Annotated in this window: 17 protein-coding genes; 14 read left to right on the forward strand and 3 right to left on the reverse strand. The window is 38.1% G+C overall.

Features of this window, described 5'->3' with window-relative positions; translation table 11 throughout:
* Positions 1 to 12 precede the first annotated feature (12 nt).
* Positions 13 to 1,410 (forward strand): C69 family dipeptidase, encoded by a 1,398-nt coding sequence (locus ACT170_RS05095; protein ID WP_048790518.1) that lies wholly within the window; start codon positions 13 to 15, stop codon positions 1,408 to 1,410.
* A gap of 55 nt (positions 1,411 to 1,465) precedes the next feature.
* Here ACT170_RS05095 and ACT170_RS05100 read toward each other — a convergent pair whose 3' ends face one another.
* Complete coding sequence (locus tag ACT170_RS05100) at positions 1,466 to 2,287, reverse strand: PrsW family glutamic-type intramembrane protease (protein WP_156246774.1); 822 nt, start codon at positions 2,285 to 2,287, stop codon at positions 1,466 to 1,468.
* 157 nt (positions 2,288 to 2,444) lie between these two features.
* On the opposite strand from ACT170_RS05100, the gene ACT170_RS05105 reads away from it, so the two are divergent.
* The 3 genes from ACT170_RS05105 to ACT170_RS05115 all read left to right on the forward strand — a co-directional run bounded on the left by ACT170_RS05105 (position 2,445) and on the right by ACT170_RS05115 (position 5,061).
* On the forward strand, positions 2,445 to 3,989 hold the full coding sequence (locus ACT170_RS05105; protein ID WP_073689985.1) for a zinc ABC transporter substrate-binding protein AdcA: 1,545 nt from the start codon (positions 2,445 to 2,447) through the stop codon (positions 3,987 to 3,989).
* Positions 3,990 to 4,206: 217 nt separating this feature from the next.
* The gene (locus tag ACT170_RS05110; protein WP_004182418.1) at positions 4,207 to 4,605 is read left to right on the forward strand and encodes a hypothetical protein; all 399 of its coding nucleotides are present in this window, start codon (positions 4,207 to 4,209) and stop codon (positions 4,603 to 4,605) included.
* 144 nt (positions 4,606 to 4,749) lie between these two features.
* Positions 4,750 to 5,061, forward strand: a complete 312-nt coding sequence (locus tag ACT170_RS05115; RefSeq protein WP_037603153.1) for a hypothetical protein — start codon at positions 4,750 to 4,752, stop codon at positions 5,059 to 5,061.
* Between the two features lie 54 nt (positions 5,062 to 5,115).
* On the opposite strand, the gene ACT170_RS05120 is transcribed toward ACT170_RS05115, so the two are convergent.
* Positions 5,116 to 6,123, reverse strand: a complete 1,008-nt coding sequence (locus tag ACT170_RS05120) for a YeiH family protein (protein WP_048790515.1) — start codon at positions 6,121 to 6,123, stop codon at positions 5,116 to 5,118.
* Positions 6,124 to 6,295: 172 nt separating this feature from the next.
* Between ACT170_RS05120 and ACT170_RS05125 the strand changes: the two genes are divergently transcribed.
* Positions 6,296 to 7,009 carry a glucosaminidase domain-containing protein gene (locus ACT170_RS05125; RefSeq protein WP_444818113.1) on the forward strand — a complete coding sequence of 238 codons (714 nt, stop codon included), beginning with the start codon at positions 6,296 to 6,298 and terminating at the stop codon, positions 7,007 to 7,009.
* 93 nt (positions 7,010 to 7,102) lie between these two features.
* On the opposite strand, the gene ACT170_RS05130 is transcribed toward ACT170_RS05125, so the two are convergent.
* Positions 7,103 to 8,011: a LysR family transcriptional regulator gene (locus ACT170_RS05130; RefSeq protein ID WP_014634578.1), complete on the reverse strand. Its 909-nt coding sequence runs from the start codon at positions 8,009 to 8,011 to the stop codon at positions 7,103 to 7,105.
* 207 nt (positions 8,012 to 8,218) lie between these two features.
* Between ACT170_RS05130 and glmS the strand changes: the two genes are divergently transcribed.
* From glmS to adhP, 9 genes are all read left to right on the forward strand, one after another.
* Complete coding sequence (gene glmS, locus ACT170_RS05135) at positions 8,219 to 10,027, forward strand: glutamine--fructose-6-phosphate transaminase (isomerizing) (protein ID WP_049545386.1); 1,809 nt, start codon at positions 8,219 to 8,221, stop codon at positions 10,025 to 10,027.
* Positions 10,028 to 10,144: 117 nt separating this feature from the next.
* Complete coding sequence (locus ACT170_RS05140; protein WP_002891088.1) at positions 10,145 to 10,477, forward strand: zinc ribbon domain-containing protein YjdM; 333 nt, start codon at positions 10,145 to 10,147, stop codon at positions 10,475 to 10,477.
* Between the two features lie 200 nt (positions 10,478 to 10,677).
* Positions 10,678 to 11,319, forward strand: a complete 642-nt coding sequence (locus tag ACT170_RS05145; protein ID WP_002891087.1) for an amino acid ABC transporter permease — start codon at positions 10,678 to 10,680, stop codon at positions 11,317 to 11,319.
* A gap of 8 nt (positions 11,320 to 11,327) precedes the next feature.
* Positions 11,328 to 11,957, forward strand: a complete 630-nt coding sequence (locus ACT170_RS05150; RefSeq protein WP_004182073.1) for an amino acid ABC transporter ATP-binding protein — start codon at positions 11,328 to 11,330, stop codon at positions 11,955 to 11,957.
* Positions 11,958 to 11,969: 12 nt separating this feature from the next.
* Positions 11,970 to 12,821 carry an amino acid ABC transporter substrate-binding protein gene (locus tag ACT170_RS05155; protein WP_004182025.1) on the forward strand — a complete coding sequence of 284 codons (852 nt, stop codon included), beginning with the start codon at positions 11,970 to 11,972 and terminating at the stop codon, positions 12,819 to 12,821.
* A 113-nt stretch (positions 12,822 to 12,934) separates the two neighbouring features.
* The gene (locus tag ACT170_RS05160) at positions 12,935 to 14,350 is read left to right on the forward strand and encodes a Y-family DNA polymerase (protein ID WP_038676147.1); all 1,416 of its coding nucleotides are present in this window, start codon (positions 12,935 to 12,937) and stop codon (positions 14,348 to 14,350) included.
* Positions 14,347 to 14,724 (forward strand): hypothetical protein, encoded by a 378-nt coding sequence (locus ACT170_RS05165; RefSeq protein ID WP_037604998.1) that lies wholly within the window; start codon positions 14,347 to 14,349, stop codon positions 14,722 to 14,724. Before ACT170_RS05160 ends, ACT170_RS05165 begins: the two co-directional genes overlap by 4 nt.
* Positions 14,702 to 14,983 carry a DUF5960 family protein gene (locus ACT170_RS05170; protein WP_037611375.1) on the forward strand — a complete coding sequence of 94 codons (282 nt, stop codon included), beginning with the start codon at positions 14,702 to 14,704 and terminating at the stop codon, positions 14,981 to 14,983. The genes ACT170_RS05165 and ACT170_RS05170 overlap by 23 nt, the downstream gene beginning before the upstream one ends.
* A gap of 160 nt (positions 14,984 to 15,143) precedes the next feature.
* Positions 15,144 to 16,163, forward strand: coding sequence for an alcohol dehydrogenase AdhP (gene adhP, locus ACT170_RS05175; protein ID WP_037611373.1), 1,020 nt, complete (start codon positions 15,144 to 15,146; stop codon positions 16,161 to 16,163).
* Positions 16,164 to 16,460: the final 297 nt, after the last annotated feature.

Raw genomic sequence — 16,460 nt, forward strand, 5'->3', positions numbered from 1 at the left:
AAGGAAGCTTTTATGGCTTGTACAACGATTTTAGTAGGTAAGAAAGCCTCATATGACGGCTCTACCATGATTGCACGTACTGAGGATTCTCAATCAGGCGTTTTTACGCCCAAAGAATTTCTCGTCGTGACCCCTGAAGACCAACCGCGTCATTACCAGTCTGTGCTTAGCAATTTTTCAATTGATTTGCCAGATAATCCTCTACGTTATACCTCTGTCCCAGATGCGCTTGGGAAAGACGGTATCTGGGGTGAAGCTGGTATTAACTCAGCTAATGTTGCCATGAGTGCAACAGAAACAATCACGACTAATGCGCGTGTTCTCGGCGCTGATCCTCTTGTTAAAGATGGTTTTGGAGAAGAGGATATGTTGACTTTGGTCTTGCCATATATCAAGACGGCGCGTGAAGGTGTCCTTCGTTTGGGACAACTCCTTGAAACTTACGGAACTTACGAGTCTAATGGGATTGCTTTTTCAGACACTGAAGAAATTTGGTGGTTGGAAACAATTGGTGGTCACCATTGGATTGCAAGACGTGTTCCAGACGATGCCTATGTTACTAACCCAAACCAACTTGGTATCGATCACTATGAGTTTGAAAATCCAGACGACTATCTTGCCTCACCAGACATTCGAAACTTCATTAATAAACATCACCTAGATTTGACTTATTCTAATGAACACTTTAATCCACGTTATGCTTTTGGTAGCCAACGAGATAAGGATCGTCATTATAATACACCACGCGCCTGGGCTATGCAGAAATTTTTGAACCCAGAAAAAGACTATGATCCAAAATCATTCTTTATTCCATGGTGCCAAAAACCATACCGCAAAATTACAGTTGAAGATGTTAAATATGTCTTGAGTCTTCATTACCAAGATACACCTTACGATCCTTATGGACCTCAAGGAGATGCGGTGAGTCAACGCCAATTCCGTCCAATCGGTATCAACCGTACTAGTCAAACAGCTCTCTTGCAAATGCGTCCTAACAAACCATCAGAAACGACAGGAATTCAGTGGTTAGCCTATGGATCAATGCCATTTGGTACAATGGTGCCATTCTGGACTCAAGTCGGAACAACACCTGCTTATTTCCGTCAAACAACTGATAAAGTGGATACAGGTAATTTCTACTGGAGTAATCGCTTGATTGCCGCTATCTGTGATCCTCATTTCCAACAGCATGAAGCTGATTTGGATGCTTATGTAGAAACAACTATGGCTCTTGGCCATGCTATGATTAATCATGTAGATACTGCTTTAGCAAATGGTGAGAGTATTGATTTTGAAGCTGAAAATCAAAAGATTAGTGATAAGATTCAGTCAGAAACAGATAAACTATTGGCAAAAGTCTTAGATGATGCAAGTAATTTGATGACCAATCGTTTTTCTATGAGTGATTAAAGTCATTAAAAAAGCCTTTCCATAAAATTGGAAAGGTTTTTTAGTATTGTAAACATTACTTGTTTTCTTTATCCAGTTTCGATAGGAGCTGATAAAGCGTAATAAAGAAGAAAAGATTGAGTGAAATGAGAAGGCCTGATGCCCATGGCAAATCGCTTTCTAAATTTCGAAGAGGTGAATTCCAAGCAAAGTGTGCAGCAAAAGCACCACAAGCATAAAGTATACCAATAAGACTGTATTTAGAATTAATGAGTTTTTGACGGGAACGCCATATAAGGACTAGCCCCATAGCAAGGAAGGATGTGTAAAGCCAGTGAGACGATACAGCACCAATAGTTCGACCAAGAATACCTGAAATCGTATAAGAAAAACCGTCAGGCAAATCTGAAAGAATATAGGAGAAGTCTTCACTAATCTGGAAGCCCAGACCCGCCGTAATAGCGACAAGCAAGAGCCCCTTGTAACTTTTCGTTGGCACCATATAGATAGCAAAGAGAAAAGCTGCAAGTTTGAGGGGTTCCTCAACTAGGGGAGCCATAAGAGCATCCTCAAAGCGGTAGAAGAAACTCTTTGAAGAAAGATGAGCAGTCACCCAGTCGTGAGAAATGGTATTGGCATAACCAGCTATCCATCCTGTGATAAAGACTCCACCAATTAGAGCAAATATGAGAACAAGTGGTTTCACCTGCCATCTCTTGCCTAAGTACAGAATCAGAAATATTCCTGGTACGATATAACATAAGGCAATCAGTGTTGATAGTCCAATAATACCGTATGCCGAACCAGACAAAGCGCCTGAAGTGTATGATTGCGTATCATAAGTCAGGCCTATGGCTGAAAGCAATAAAAAAAGATATAGGATTAATTTTCGAAACATGTATAACCTACTTTCCAAATGATATTTCCAGTATATCAAATAATTCTTTCTCGTCGAAATATTTCAATTTTTTTATTTTAGGACTTGCAAAATAAATGAAGTGTGATATACTTAACCAGTAAACTATTAACTGGTTAAGTATTTTGAAAGGAATATCATGAAAAAGAAACGCATTTTTGGCCTAGCAGGATTAGCAGCAGTTGTTTTAGCTGCTGGTGCAGGTATTTATTATACGACTAGTCACCACGGTTCAAAAGGAAATGGTGATTTGAAAGTTGTGACGAGCTTTTACCCTGTTTATGAATTTACCAAGCAGGTTGTAGGAGATGAGGGAGAGGTGTCTTATCTCATTCCTGCTGGAAGTGAAGCCCACGATTTCCAACCATCTACTAAGAATGTCGCTGACATTGAAAAAGCAGACACTTTTGTCTACCTAAATGAAAATATGGAAACCTGGGTTCCAAAAGTTGAAAAGTCTATCAACACAAAAAATACAAAAGTCATTAAGGCAAGTCAAGGCATGGTTCTTTTACCTGGAACAGAGGAAGAAGATCATGATCATGGTGGAGAAGAACATCACCACGAATATGATCCCCATGTTTGGCTCTCACCTAAACGTTCTCAAAAATTAGTTGAAACTATTAGAGACGGTTTGATTGCTCAGCATCCAGATAAAAAAGCAGTCTTTACAACCAATGCCGAGAAATACCTTAAAAAATTAAAGACTTTGGATAAGGAGTATACTGAAGCCTTTAGTCAAGCAAAACAGAAAAGTTTTGTTACTCAGCACGCAGCTTTTGCCTACCTTGCCTTAGATTACGGTTTGACACAGGTACCAATTTTAGGTGTTTCAGCTGAGTCCGACCCTTCTGCAAAACGTATCGCTAGCCTCTCTAAGTATGTCAAAGAATATGATATTAACTATATCTATTTTGAGGAAAATGCTTCAAGTAGTGTTGCTAAAACCTTAGCTAACGAAGTAGGAGTTAAGACAGCAGTTTTAAATCCAATTGAATCACTAACTAAGGAACAGTTGAAAAAAGGTGAAGACTATATCAGTGTTATGACTGAGAACCTAAAAAATCTTCGTTTAACAACGGACGTTGAAGGTAAAGCTATCCAACCTGAAACGGGAAGTGATGACAAGAAAACGGTTCAAAATGGTTACTTCGATGACAAAGATGTTAAAGATAGAGAACTTTCGGATTGGTCTGGTGAGTGGCAATCGGTTTATCCTTATCTTCAAGATGGTACTTTAGATCAAGTATTTGAATACAAATCTCTATTAAATAAAGATAAAACTGCACAAGAGTACAAAGAATACTACACTAAGGGCTATCAAACAGATGTTTCTAAAATTGCCATTGATGGTAAAAAGATGACCATGACTTTCACAAAGAATGATGGAAGTAGTGTGACACACACTTATCGTTATGATGGTTATAAGATTCTAACCTATGCTTCTGGTAAAAAAGGTGTTCGTTATCTCTTTACAGCAACTGATAGTCAAGCAGCAGATAACCCTTACCAGTATGTCCAATTTTCAGATCATCAAATAGATCCAACAACTTCAGCACATTTCCATATTTTCTTTGGAAATAGTAGCCAAGATGAGATTCTAAAAGAAATGGATAATTGGCCAACTTACTATCCTGGAAAACTTAGTGGCTTTGAAATTGCACAAGAAATGGTTAGCCATTGATACTAGAAATGCACTCATTCGTGAGTGTTTTTCTTTTTTAAAAAATCTTTCATTTCTTAAACTCTTAGAAAATTGCTAGTGTCATTAGTTTTAAACAGAAATTTAAAGCATCGTATTTTTTCTAAAAAAATCCTGTAAAAAATTAAATAATTACTACATTTTTTCATTCTTTAGTGGTACAATAATAGTACGATTTTCAGATGACCAGGAGAGACCCATGAACCAGTATTTAGTAGCGATACATTATATTCAACTGCTTCAAGCAGAACTCGATATTCTAAATCATGATGCACGCTTGCTTTTTGATTTAAAGATTGAACCAAATCTTGCTAAAAGAGAGCTTGCTGACTTGAAAGTATCCCTATCTAAATTATCTGACAAAAACCTTTATATCGAAGGTACAATCTGGTATCAGCCAAGTTTGTTTGCAATCATTGATCAAAATTTAGGGGTTATTGATGACTGGCTCAAGGAATTAGATGACTTCTTTGAATTTACCTATAGTACAACAGTTTTCACTGTTTTGAAAGAAAATGAAAATCGAAGTTACGACTTATTACTTGGTCTCTATAGCCGTCTTGAATACGTTATTTCAGAAATAAAAAATTGCCGTTAGATGACTAACGGCTTTTAGTATATAGAAAAAATAGGCTCTATTTTAAATATCAAATAATTTGACAAAATACCCAAATGTGTGTAAAATAAAATTTGAAAATACTCTAATAAAAATAACGTTAAGTTAAAGGAAGATAATAACTAAGTGAGTAAGCAGGGGTTTAAATTGGGGGATTTTGTTAAATATTATTTGGTGAGCCTTGTGTCGCTGAGCTTTTTATGTCTTATTTTGTATGGGCTATATTCTTTAAACGGGCTCATTCCTTTTTCTCTAGATGGAGCTTCAGGCCTTGAAGTTAGGCATTATTCAGGACAGACCACCTCTTCTGTAAAAAAAGATGGTGATTATAAGGTTCAGGATATTAGTGGTGAAACTAAGAGCTACAATGTAGATTTGAAAGTAACAAACGATGGGGATAAGGTTATCCAAACCTATGTCTTTGAGTATAAAAAATGATTATATAATAAAAACTCACAGTCTTAGCCAGATTGTGAGTTTTTTAGATGTCTTTTACCAAAGTCCTAATATCTTTTGCATGAGAAGAGAAGCAAGACTAATTAATAACCAACAGACTCCTCCCACTAGAAGTGCTGAGCCTCCTTTAGTGATTAGTTTTTTGAGATTTGTTTGGAAACCGATAGCTGTCATTGCCATAATAATCATAAATTTTGAAAGGTCTTTTAATGGTGAAAAGACGGCAGGTGTTACACCGAGTGACATTGCAACAGTTGTAATCAGTGAGGCCAAAAGGAACCAAAGGATAAAGTTAGGCACTGCTTTGCTTAGCGAGAATGCTTCCTTTGTATTATCCTTTTGTGACTGCCATACAGATAGACCAAGAGTTATAGGGATGATAGCAAGTGTTCGAGTCAATTTAACAATTGTTGCTTGCTCTAGGATAGATGTTCCATGTAAGCTATCCCAAGAACTAGCTGTAGCAGTTACAGAAGAAGTATCGTTGACAGCTGTTCCAGCAAATATGGCAAAGCCTTGATTACTAAGTCCCAACCAAGATCCCAAGTGAGGAAAGATTAAAGCCGCTAAGATGTTAAAAAAGAAAATTACCGAGATTGCTGTTGCAATAGATTCATCTTTTGCCTTGATTACAGGTGCAGTTGCAGCAATAGCAGAACCTCCACAGATTGAAGAACCAACCCCTACTAAAGTAGTAATTTCGCTATCTAACCTAAATAGCTTTTGGATGAAGTAAGCAGTAACGAGTGCCGTAGCAATAGTCACTAGAATAATGGGAAGTGATGTTACGCCAACCTTAAAGACTTGAGAAAGATTTAGTCCAAATCCAAGAAGAATAACAGCGTATTGTAATACTTTTTTTGATGTGAATTGCATTCCTGCTTTAAGTTTCTGAGAATCTCTTAGAATAATTCCTAGCAGAAGTCCTATAAATAAACCAAGGACAGGCCCACCAATAATAGGAAATAAGACTCCAAGAGTCCAGGCTACAAGCGAAATAAGTATTGCAATACTTATACCAGGTAAGAATGATTTGATTTTCATTTTTCATCTCCTTAAAAATTACCCACATTATATCTTATTATTTAGGATATGTAAAGGTGTTGTTAGGGATAGTTTTGAGGGGAAACTATCCCTATAACTTGCTAAGGAGTGTTATTTCTGATAGAATAGTATTAAAATATTATAATTGAAGATTTTATGAAGGAAGGGTTGTATGTATCGTCATTTAAAAAGGTATATGATTTTTATCGTAGGAGCTTTCATTTGTTCTCTTTTTTTGGTTCTAGCTTTTACAACAGATAGAAAAAATGATAACAGTGTTAATGCTAAAGCTGAAGCTGCCTACAATCAAACTACGACGGCTTTTATTGATAGTATCGGAGAGACTGCGAGACAGATTGGTCAAGATTACAATATCTATGCTTCTGTTCTAATTGCTCAAGCTATTCTGGAATCAAATTCAGGTCAGTCAGGTCTGAGTCAAGCTCCTTATTACAACTTCTTTGGGATTAAGGGCTCTTATAATGGAAACTCCGTTACTATGCGTACTTGGGAAGATGACGGTACAGGAAAGACTTATGAGATTGATGAACCCTTCCGTTCTTATGGAAGTCTGAGTGATTCCCTAGCAGATTATGCTGCTTTGATGACGTCATCTAATTATGCAGGTACTTGGAAATCAAATACAAGTAGTTATGCAGATGCCACTCAGGCACTGACAGGGACTTATGCTACAGATAGTCTTTACGCTTCTAAATTAAATAGCATTATTGCATACTATGGTTTGACTGCCTATGATCAAGCTCCAGTTACCCAAGCAACTGGTTCAACAAGTGGCCTTGTTTGGAACAGCTATAGAGGCTCATACACAGATGCTGAGACCTTATCTATAGATGAAGCTTGGGCAAGCTATAAAAATTATAAATAATGATGAGAGTCGAAAGGCTCTTTTTTGTGCTTTGAATTGGATAGTTTTGGCTATAAAAAGTCCCCAACATTATGTGCTGGGGTCTAACATCTATTAGTTGTCAAAAGTGACTTCTTTAACGAGGTTATCAAGGAATTTTTCTCCCATTTTAGAGAGGGTTGCCTTTTCATGCTTCAAGTAAACAATATCAATTTCATCATCAATATCAAGTGGGATAGAGACAATATTATCACCATTCAAATTACTATTTAAAATACCTGTAGCAATGGTGTAACCATCCAAACCGATTAATAGGTTGAAGAGTGTCGCTCGGTCTGAAACTACGATAGACTTTTTATGGGGAATCTGAGAGAGAATCTCTTCAGAATAGTAGAAGGAATTATGAATCCCCTGATCATAGCTAAGGTATGGAAATTCTTCTAAATCTTCCAAAGAGACAACTTCATGCTTAGCCAATGGGTTTGACTTGCTGACAAAGATATGGGGTCTAGCTTTGAAGAGACTGGTATATGTGAGGCGGTTGTCATCAAACATCTTAGTCAAGACATCTCGATTATAGCTGTTAAGGAAGAGAACGCCGATCTCTGAACGGAAGTTCTTAACGTCCTCAATGATTTCATAAGTACGTGTTTCGCGTAAGAAGAGCTCGTAACGTGTCATATCAGCTCTCTTGAGAAGTGAGACGAAGGCATTGACAACAAAAGCGTAGTGTTGAGAGGAAACACTAAACAATTCACGTGTTTCTGTGTGACTCTTGTAGCGTTCTTCCAAGAGATTCGTTTGTTCCACTACCTGACGTGCATAAGAGAGAAATTCAACTCCATCCTTGGTTAAAGTGATTCCCTTGGGGTTACGGATAAAGATATCAATTCCCATTTCTCTTTCCAAGTCACGAACAGCATTTGAAAGACTTGGTTGCGTAATGAAAAGTTGTTTTGCAGCTTCATTCATTGAGCCGGTTTCGACGATTTTGATAATATAATGTAATTGTTGAATTCGCATAGCCTTATTATAGCATATTTTAAGGATTATTCCTTAGGATAAGGAGCGACTAAAAGGTCTTTTTAGGACTATACCAATTTTTATGCTTGACAATGTCGAATATATCGAATATACTGTCCTCGTTAAGCTTTTTAAAGAGCTTATTGACTATACCAATTTTAAATGAAGGAGACATGACCTCTTTGATCAGAGGTTATTATTAAAAATATGTGTGGAATTGTTGGTGTTGTAGGTAACACAAATGCAACTGATATCTTGATTCAAGGACTTGAAAAGCTAGAATACCGTGGTTATGATTCAGCTGGTATCTTTGTAGCTGGCGATGCATCTAGTCAATTGGTTAAGGCTGTTGGCCGTATTGCGGAACTTGCTGCTAAAACTGAAGGAGTAGAAGGTACTGCAGGTATCGGACATACTCGTTGGGCAACTCACGGTAAACCAACAGAGGATAATGCTCACCCACACCGCTCAGAAACAGAACGTTTTGTTTTGGTTCACAATGGTGTTATTGAAAACTATCTTGAAATTAAGGAAGAATACCTTTCTGGTCACCATTTCAAAGGCCAAACTGATACTGAAATTGCAGTTCACTTGATTGGAAAATTCGTTGAAGAAGATGGTTTGTCAACTCTTGAAGCATTCAAGAAAGCTCTTCACATTATCCGTGGATCATATGCCTTCGCTCTTATGGATTCTGAAGATGCCTCAACAATTTACGTGGCAAAAAACAAATCACCACTTTTGATTGGTCTTGGTGATGGCTATAACATGGTCTGCTCAGATGCCATGGCTATGATTCGCGAAACTAATCAATACATGGAAATTCACGATCAAGAGTTAGTTATCGTGAAAGCTGATAGTGTCGAAGTCCAAGATTATGATGGTACTGTTAAAGAACGTGATAGCTATACAGCTGAACTTGACCTTTCTGATATTGGTAAAGGCACATACCCTTACTACATGCTCAAAGAAATCGATGAGCAACCAACAGTGATGCGTAAGCTTATCCAAGCCTACACAGATGACAAGGGACAAGTGACTGTAGATGCTGATATTATCAAGGCTGTTCAAGAGGCTGATCGTATCTATATCCTTGCGGCAGGAACATCATATCATGCTGGTTTTGCTTCTAAGAAGATGCTCGAAGAGTTGACAGATACACCAGTTGAGCTTGGTATTTCTTCTGAGTGGGGTTATGGTATGCCACTCCTTAGCAAGAAACCTCTCTTTGTCTTTATTAGCCAATCAGGTGAAACAGCAGATAGCCGTCAGGTTCTTGTTAAAGCTAACGAGTTGGGTATTCCAAGTCTGACAGTGACAAACGTTCCGGGATCTACCCTTTCTCGTGAAGCTGACCACACAATGCTTCTTCATGCTGGACCAGAAATTGCCGTAGCTTCTACTAAAGCTTACACCGCTCAGATTGCAGCTCTTGCCTTCTTGGCTAAAGCAGTCGGTGAAGCTAATGGTAATGAAAAAGCTAAAGCTTTCGACTTGGTACATGAATTGTCACTTGTAGCACAATCTATCGAATCAACACTCTCTGAAAAAGAAGTTATTGACGAGAAAGTGGCAGCTCTTCTTGCAGAAACACGTAACGCTTTCTATATTGGTCGTGGTCAAGATTACTATGTTGCTATGGAAGCCAGTCTTAAATTGAAAGAAATCTCATATATCCAATGTGAAGGTTTTGCAGCAGGTGAGTTGAAACACGGAACGATTGCTTTGATCGAAGATGGTACACCTGTTATTGCGCTCTTGTCTGACGCTGTTCTTGCTAGCCACACTCGTGGTAATATTCAAGAGGTAGCTGCTCGTGGTGCTAAAGTGTTGACTATTGCTGAGGAAAATGTTGCTAAAGAAGGTGATGACATCGTTCTTAATAATGTTCACCCTTACTTGTCACCAATTTCAATGGTTGTACCGACACAATTGATTGCTTACTTTGCAACACTTCATCGTGGACTTGACGTCGATAAACCACGTAACTTGGCTAAATCAGTTACTGTTGAATAAAAATACTAACATCTCTTACAGTGTAAGGGATGTTGTTTGTTTTTATCCTTTTTACCCTTGCTTAATTGGAGAATCTAAAGTAGAATAGTATCTATATCACAATCTTAGGAGAGAATTATGTCATTACCAAATTGTCCAAAATGTAACTCAGAGTATGTTTATGAAGATGGAATCTTGCTTGTATGTCCTGAATGTGCCTATGAGTGGGATCCAAACGAAGTTGCAGAAGAAGAAGGACTTGTGGTTCTTGATAGCAATGGAACACGTCTTGCTGACGGTGATACTGTTACAGTTATTAAAGATTTGAAAGTGAAAGGTGCGCCAAAAGATATTAAACAAGGCACACGTGTTAAAAATATTCGTTTGGTTGAAGGTGACCATAACATTGATTGTAAGATTGATGGTTTTGGTGCTATGAAACTTAAATCTGAATTTGTTAAGAAAATCTAAAATAAGCTTTAGGGATGATAGACTTAAGTTTTGTTTGTTTCTCAGGACAGACTATTTAAGTCTCCCAGGAGTGTGATTATGAACTCATTTTGAAAATTGGGTCTAGTCGCACTCCTTTTTACTATTTTCAAAATCTTATATCATTTTTTTAAATAATTTGGTATAATATTCAACAATACTAAATAATTATAGGAGTTTATATGTCATACGTTTTGGAAGTATTACCAGCCCTTTTGAACGGTGCGGTAGTCACACTTCAAGTATTCTTCATTGTTATCGTACTGTCGATTCCATTAGGGATTGTACTTGCTTTCTTAATGCAGATTAAATTCAAACCTTTAAATTGGTTACTAACCCTTTACGTTTGGATTATGCGTGGAACCCCCCTCCTTTTACAATTGATCTTTGTTTATTACGTTCTTCCGAGTGTTGGGATTGTCTTTGACCGTCTGCCAGCTGCTATTCTTGCTTTTACGCTTAATTATGCAGCTTATTTCGCAGAGATTTTCCGTGGAGGAATCTTGGCTATTCCGAAAGGACAATATGAAGCAGCGAAAATGCTTAAACTTAGTCCTTTCCAAACTATCCGCTACATTATCCTTCCTCAGGTGGTCAAGATTGTCTTGCCAAGTATTTTTAACGAGATTATTAACTTGGTTAAGGATTCATCATTGGTTTATGTGCTTGGGGTTGGAGACCTTCTTTTGGAAAGTCGTACCGCTGCGAACCGTGATGCTACCCTAGCACCGATGTTTGTGGCTGGAGCTATCTATCTTATCCTTGTGGGTGTGGTGACTGTGGCTTCGAAACACATCGAAAAGAAATTCAACTATTATAAATAGGAGACCTTATGTTAGAATTAAAAAATATTTCCAAGCAATTTGGTCAACACAAAATCTTTGATAACTATAACCTAACTGTCGAAGAAGGGAAAATCTTAGCTATTGTCGGACCATCTGGTGGTGGTAAAACGACTCTCTTGCGTATGCTAGCAGGACTTGAAACCATTGATTCAGGACAAATTATTTATGAAAATGAAGAGATTCCTTTGGATCAAATGGAAAGTCGTAACTTGCTAGGTTTTGTCTTCCAAGATTTCCAACTGTTTCCGCACTTGACAGTCTTAGACAATCTAATGCTTTCACCAATTAAGACGATGGGAATGTCTAAGGAAGATGCTCAGAAAAAAGCTCAAGCCCTACTTGACCGTTTAGGTCTTGGAGCTCACGGAAATGCTTATCCTTACTCTCTTTCTGGGGGACAAAAACAACGTGTTGCATTTGCGCGTGCTATGATGATTGATCCGAAAATTGTCGGCTATGATGAACCAACATCAGCTCTTGACCCTGAGTTGCGTCAAGAAGTTGAGAAATTGATTTTGCAGAATCGTGAGACTGGGATTACGCAAATCGTTATCACTCACGATATGCAGTTTGCACAGCACATCGCCGATGAGATTGTCACTATCAATCCAAAATAGTGAGGATTTTCCATGAAAAAAATAGTAAAAACGATTTTGCTAGGCTGTCTTGTCATTTTGCCTTTGTTTGCGCTATCAGCTTGTAGCTCGCGCTCACATTTTGCAACTCAGAAAGATCAGTGGCAAACCTATACCAAAGAAAAGAAAATCAAAATTGGTTTTGATGCGACCTTTGTTCCTATGGGATATGAGGAAAAGGATGGTAGCTATGTTGGTTTTGATATTGATCTTGCCACTGCAGTTTTTAAATTGTATGGTATTGATGTCGAATGGCAGGCTATTGACTGGGATATGAAAGAAACAGAACTGAAGAATGGGACAATTGACCTCATTTGGAATGGTTACTCGGTCACGGATGAGCGTAAGCAGTCTGCAGACTTTACAGTGCCTTATATGGTCAATGAACAAGTACTGGTAACCAAAAAGTCTTCGGGAATTGATTCTGTTGCAGGAATGGCAGGTAAGACCTTAGGTGCTCAAGCGGGTTCTTCTGGTTATGATGCTTTCAATGCTTCTCCGAAGATTTTGAAGGATATCGTCGCCAACCAAAAAGCAGTCCAATATTCGACCTTTACTCAGGCCTTGATTGACCTTGATAGTGGACGTATTGATGGTCTATTGATTGACCGTGTATATGCTAATTACTACTTAGAAAAATCAGGAGTTCTGAATCAGTATAACGTTATGCCTGCTGGTTACGAGGGTGAAAGCTTTGCTGTAGGTGCTCGTAAGGCAGATAAGACACTGATCAAAAAAATCAATCAAGGATTTAGAACCCTTTATAAAAATGGAGAATTCCAAAAGATTTCTGACAAATGGTTTGGTGAAGATGTTGCCACCGACCAAGTTAAAGGGAAAAAATAGAAGGATAACAACATTCTAGAAGGGATGTTGTTATTTTTTTGTGGAAAATACTTGAAATAAAACAAGTTATATTTTATACTAGTGTTAGTTTATAAACTAACGAAAGGGTGAGCATGGGATATTTTGATTATTCAAGAGAACCGCAAAGTGATATTGCTTTTGTAGATATGAAATCTTTCTATGCGAGTGTAGAGTGTGTTGAACGTGGGCTGCACCCTCTTAAGACTTCTCTATGTGTGATGAGCAGGGCTGAAAATGCTAATGGTTTGATATTAGCCTCCTCCCCCATATTTAAGCAGGTTTTTGGCAAGTCAAATGTTAGTCGTTCTTATGACTTACCTTTTGACATTCATTCTCGTAAGTTTCATTATTATAATGCCAAAAAGCAGGGACTTCCAACGGATAGAGCTTTTGTAGATTACATCGAATCTTGGGCTAAGGTTACCTTTATCGTTCCTCCTAGAATGGACCTCTATATAAAAAAGAATATCCAAATTCAACACATTTTCCAGAATTATGCCAGTGTTGAAGACATTCTTCCTTATTCCATTGATGAGGGTTTCATTGATCTCACGTCGTCACTGAATTACTTTATTCCCGATAGAACAGTTACAAGAAAAGATAAGTTAGATATGATTTCAGGGCGTATTCAAAGAGATATTTGGAGGGAGACAGGCATTTACTCGACAGTTGGGATGTCTAACAGCAATCCCTTATTGGCCAAGTTAGCTCTTGATAATGAGGCCAAACATACGGCTACTATGAGAGCCAACTGGTCCTATGAAGATGTCGAGACTAAGGTTTGGAATATTCCCCATATGACCGATTTTTGGGGGATTGGAAAGCGGATGGAGAAGCGTTTAAACAAGTTGGGGATTTTCTCTATTCGAGAACTTGCTAATAGCAATCCTGATACTCTTAAAAAGGAGTTAGGTATTGTGGGTTTAGATCTTTTTTTTCATGCCAACGGTATCGATGAGAGTAATGTTCATAAACCTTATAAACCAAAGTCACATGGCTTAGGGAATTCCCAAATCTTGCCACGAGACTATGAGCGTCAAGCTGATATTGAATTGATTCTAAGAGAGATGGCAGAACAGGTAGCTATTAGGTTAAGACGAGCCCATAAGAAAGCTTGTCAAGTTTCCATCAGCATTGGATTTTCAAAGTTAGAGGGCAAGCGTTCGCTACAAGCACAGATGAAGATTGAACCCGCTAATAATACAAGAGTACTAATAAGCCATGTCATTGAACTCTTTAGGAAGAAATATCAAGGAGGGGCTGTTCGAAGTGTCAGTGTCTCTTATGCAAATTTTGTAGATGAAAGGCTTCAGATTCTTTCTTTATTTGATAATCCAGATGACATTGATAAAGAAGAAAGACTTCAGGCAGTTATAGATAGTATTCGACAGGAATTTGGCTTTACGACCATTCAAAAAGCAACTGCTTTACAGGAGGCATCTAGGAGTCTTGCTCGAAGTAAGCTTATTGGTGGGCACTCTGCTGGAGGATTAGATGGCTTAAAATGATAGACCGTAGTTACCTTCCCTTTCAATCAGCTAGGGAACATCAAGACAGGGGAATGATGAAGTGGATGGGCTTTTTCTTATCAGAACATACAAGCTCCCTACATGAAGATAAGACTAAAGAAAATCTTAGGAGTCATTTGGATGATTTAGAGAAGTTTACTTTATTAAACCAGCTTTATTCAGGTCAATTATTGGGAAGTTTCCAGATAAAGGATCAAGGTAGGCGCTGTAGATGTAGTGGCTATGTGGTTGACTTGGATTTTAATCAAGTTACTATAAAATCTTGCAAGCGACATAAATGTATTCGAACAAAGGATATATTAGAAATTAGTTTGGGGGTTGAAAACATAGATGAGGAAGAGAAAAATTTATGATGATAAACTTCAAATTGACTATTTTTCTGATAGCTATTTAAAATTTGAAGAAGACTTTTATCGCTATTCTGCCATGGATATTCCCTTAACCTTTTTGACGGATGATATTATGAGGGAGATGGCTATCAGTCAAAAGAATTATTTTCTATTAAATAAAGAGAATGCCAGAGATGGACGCAATCATTATTTCCATTTTGAAGTCAGTCTACCGGATTCCAAGACACTTGTGAGACAGTATAGGTATCTTGGAAATGATTGAAACAAAGCAATATCAGCAGCAGAAATAGTAGCAATTCCACTTGTATAGAGAGTTTTCAAGAAAGTTTTCGCAAGCTAAGAAAAGCTTTATGTAAGCGTTGACATTGTCTGTGTGAGTGCTATAATGAAGGTGTTAAAGTTATCATATGGAGGTAATTAAGATGAGAGCAGTTGTTGTTAATCAAGCAAGTACAGGTGTTGAAGTTGTTGATCATGAAAAACCATCTGTAGTTGGTCATGGTCAAGCTTTGGTTAAAGTTGAATATTGCGGTGTCTGCCATACTGACCTTCACGTAGCTCATGGAGACTTTGGTCAAGTACCAGGTCGTATACTAGGTCACGAAGGTATTGGTATTGTCGAAGAAGTTGGTGAAGGTGTTGAAACACTTAAAAAAGGTGACCGTGTATCAATTGCTTGGTTCTTCGAAGGGTGTGGCCATTGTGAATATTGTACGACTGGTCGCGAAACACTCTGCCGTTCTGTAAAAAATGCTGGTTATAGTGTTGACGGTGGTATGAGTGACTATGCTTTAGTTACTGCAGACTATGCTGTGAAAGTTCCAGAAGGACTTAATCCAGCTCAAGCTTCATCTATTACTTGTGCGGGAGTTACAACCTATAAAGCTATTAAAGAAGCTAAAGTTGAACCTGGTCAATGGGTAGCTATTTATGGTGCTGGAGGACTAGGTAATTTGGCTATTCAATATGCTAAGAAAGTTTTCAATGCACGAGTAGTGGCCGTTGATATCAACCAAGATAAACTTGATTTGGCTAAAGAATCTGGTGCTGACTTAGTTGTGAACGGTAAAGAAGTTGAAGATGTAGCGGGTTATATCCAAGAAAAAACTGGTGGTACACACAGTGCTGTTGTAACCGCTGTTTCTAAAGTTGCCTTCAATCAAGCTGTCGATAGTGTACGTGCTGGTGGAACAGTCGTTGCGGTTGGTCTCCCATCTGAATATATGGAGCTTTCAATTGTCAAAACAGTTCTAGATGGTATCCGTGTTGTTGGATCTCTTGTAGGTACACGTAAGGATTTGGAAGAAGCCTTCGACTTCGGTGCACAAGGCTTGGTAGTGCCAGTTGTTGAAACTGTTCCTGTTGATACAGCGGTAGAGGTCTTTGACCAAATGGAAAAAGGTGAAATTCAAGGACGTAAAGTATTGGATTTCACTAAGTAAGCAAACACCTATCTATGCTACTCTGACTATGTGAAGAGTCGAGTGGTGTAATTGACTAAACTACCTTTTAAAGGAGTAAATCAGAATAAAATTCCATCGGTTGATTTATGTCGGTGGATTTTTTATTTGTTTAAAAACTTCATTTAGATATCAAGTCAAAACCACCCGTGAGAACGGGTGGCTTGCTCTTCGGCTGAAAGCCTCTGCTACCGGCCGAGGCCTAAAGGCCTACCGAATGGTTTCCCTTCAGCACCACCTTTGCTAGCTGACCCGTCTAGCGGGTCTCTTTAAGATTAC

Source organism: Streptococcus sp. cx1 (assembly GCF_052384325.1).
Taxonomy (GTDB): Bacteria; Bacillota; Bacilli; order Lactobacillales; family Streptococcaceae; genus Streptococcus; species Streptococcus salivarius_G.

Coding starts and splice junctions, on each gene's coding strand:
- ACT170_RS05095 (WP_048790518.1), top strand. CDS start 13: ATGGCTTGTACAACGATTTTAGTAGGTAAGAAAGCCTCATATGACGGC.
- ACT170_RS05100 (WP_156246774.1), bottom strand. CDS start 2,287: ATGTTTCGAAAATTAATCCTATATCTTTTTTTATTGCTTTCAGCCATA.
- ACT170_RS05105 (WP_073689985.1), top strand. CDS start 2,445: ATGAAAAAGAAACGCATTTTTGGCCTAGCAGGATTAGCAGCAGTTGTT.
- ACT170_RS05110 (WP_004182418.1), top strand. CDS start 4,207: ATGAACCAGTATTTAGTAGCGATACATTATATTCAACTGCTTCAAGCA.
- ACT170_RS05120 (WP_048790515.1), bottom strand. CDS start 6,123: ATGAAAATCAAATCATTCTTACCTGGTATAAGTATTGCAATACTTATT.
- ACT170_RS05125 (WP_444818113.1), top strand. CDS start 6,296: ATGTATCGTCATTTAAAAAGGTATATGATTTTTATCGTAGGAGCTTTC.
- ACT170_RS05130 (WP_014634578.1), bottom strand. CDS start 8,011: ATGCGAATTCAACAATTACATTATATTATCAAAATCGTCGAAACCGGC.
- glmS (WP_049545386.1), top strand. CDS start 8,219: ATGTGTGGAATTGTTGGTGTTGTAGGTAACACAAATGCAACTGATATC.
- ACT170_RS05140 (WP_002891088.1), top strand. CDS start 10,145: ATGTCATTACCAAATTGTCCAAAATGTAACTCAGAGTATGTTTATGAA.
- ACT170_RS05145 (WP_002891087.1), top strand. CDS start 10,678: ATGTCATACGTTTTGGAAGTATTACCAGCCCTTTTGAACGGTGCGGTA.
- ACT170_RS05150 (WP_004182073.1), top strand. CDS start 11,328: ATGTTAGAATTAAAAAATATTTCCAAGCAATTTGGTCAACACAAAATC.
- ACT170_RS05155 (WP_004182025.1), top strand. CDS start 11,970: ATGAAAAAAATAGTAAAAACGATTTTGCTAGGCTGTCTTGTCATTTTG.
- ACT170_RS05160 (WP_038676147.1), top strand. CDS start 12,935: ATGGGATATTTTGATTATTCAAGAGAACCGCAAAGTGATATTGCTTTT.
- ACT170_RS05165 (WP_037604998.1), top strand. CDS start 14,347: ATGATAGACCGTAGTTACCTTCCCTTTCAATCAGCTAGGGAACATCAA.
- ACT170_RS05170 (WP_037611375.1), top strand. CDS start 14,702: ATGAGGAAGAGAAAAATTTATGATGATAAACTTCAAATTGACTATTTT.
- adhP (WP_037611373.1), top strand. CDS start 15,144: ATGAGAGCAGTTGTTGTTAATCAAGCAAGTACAGGTGTTGAAGTTGTT.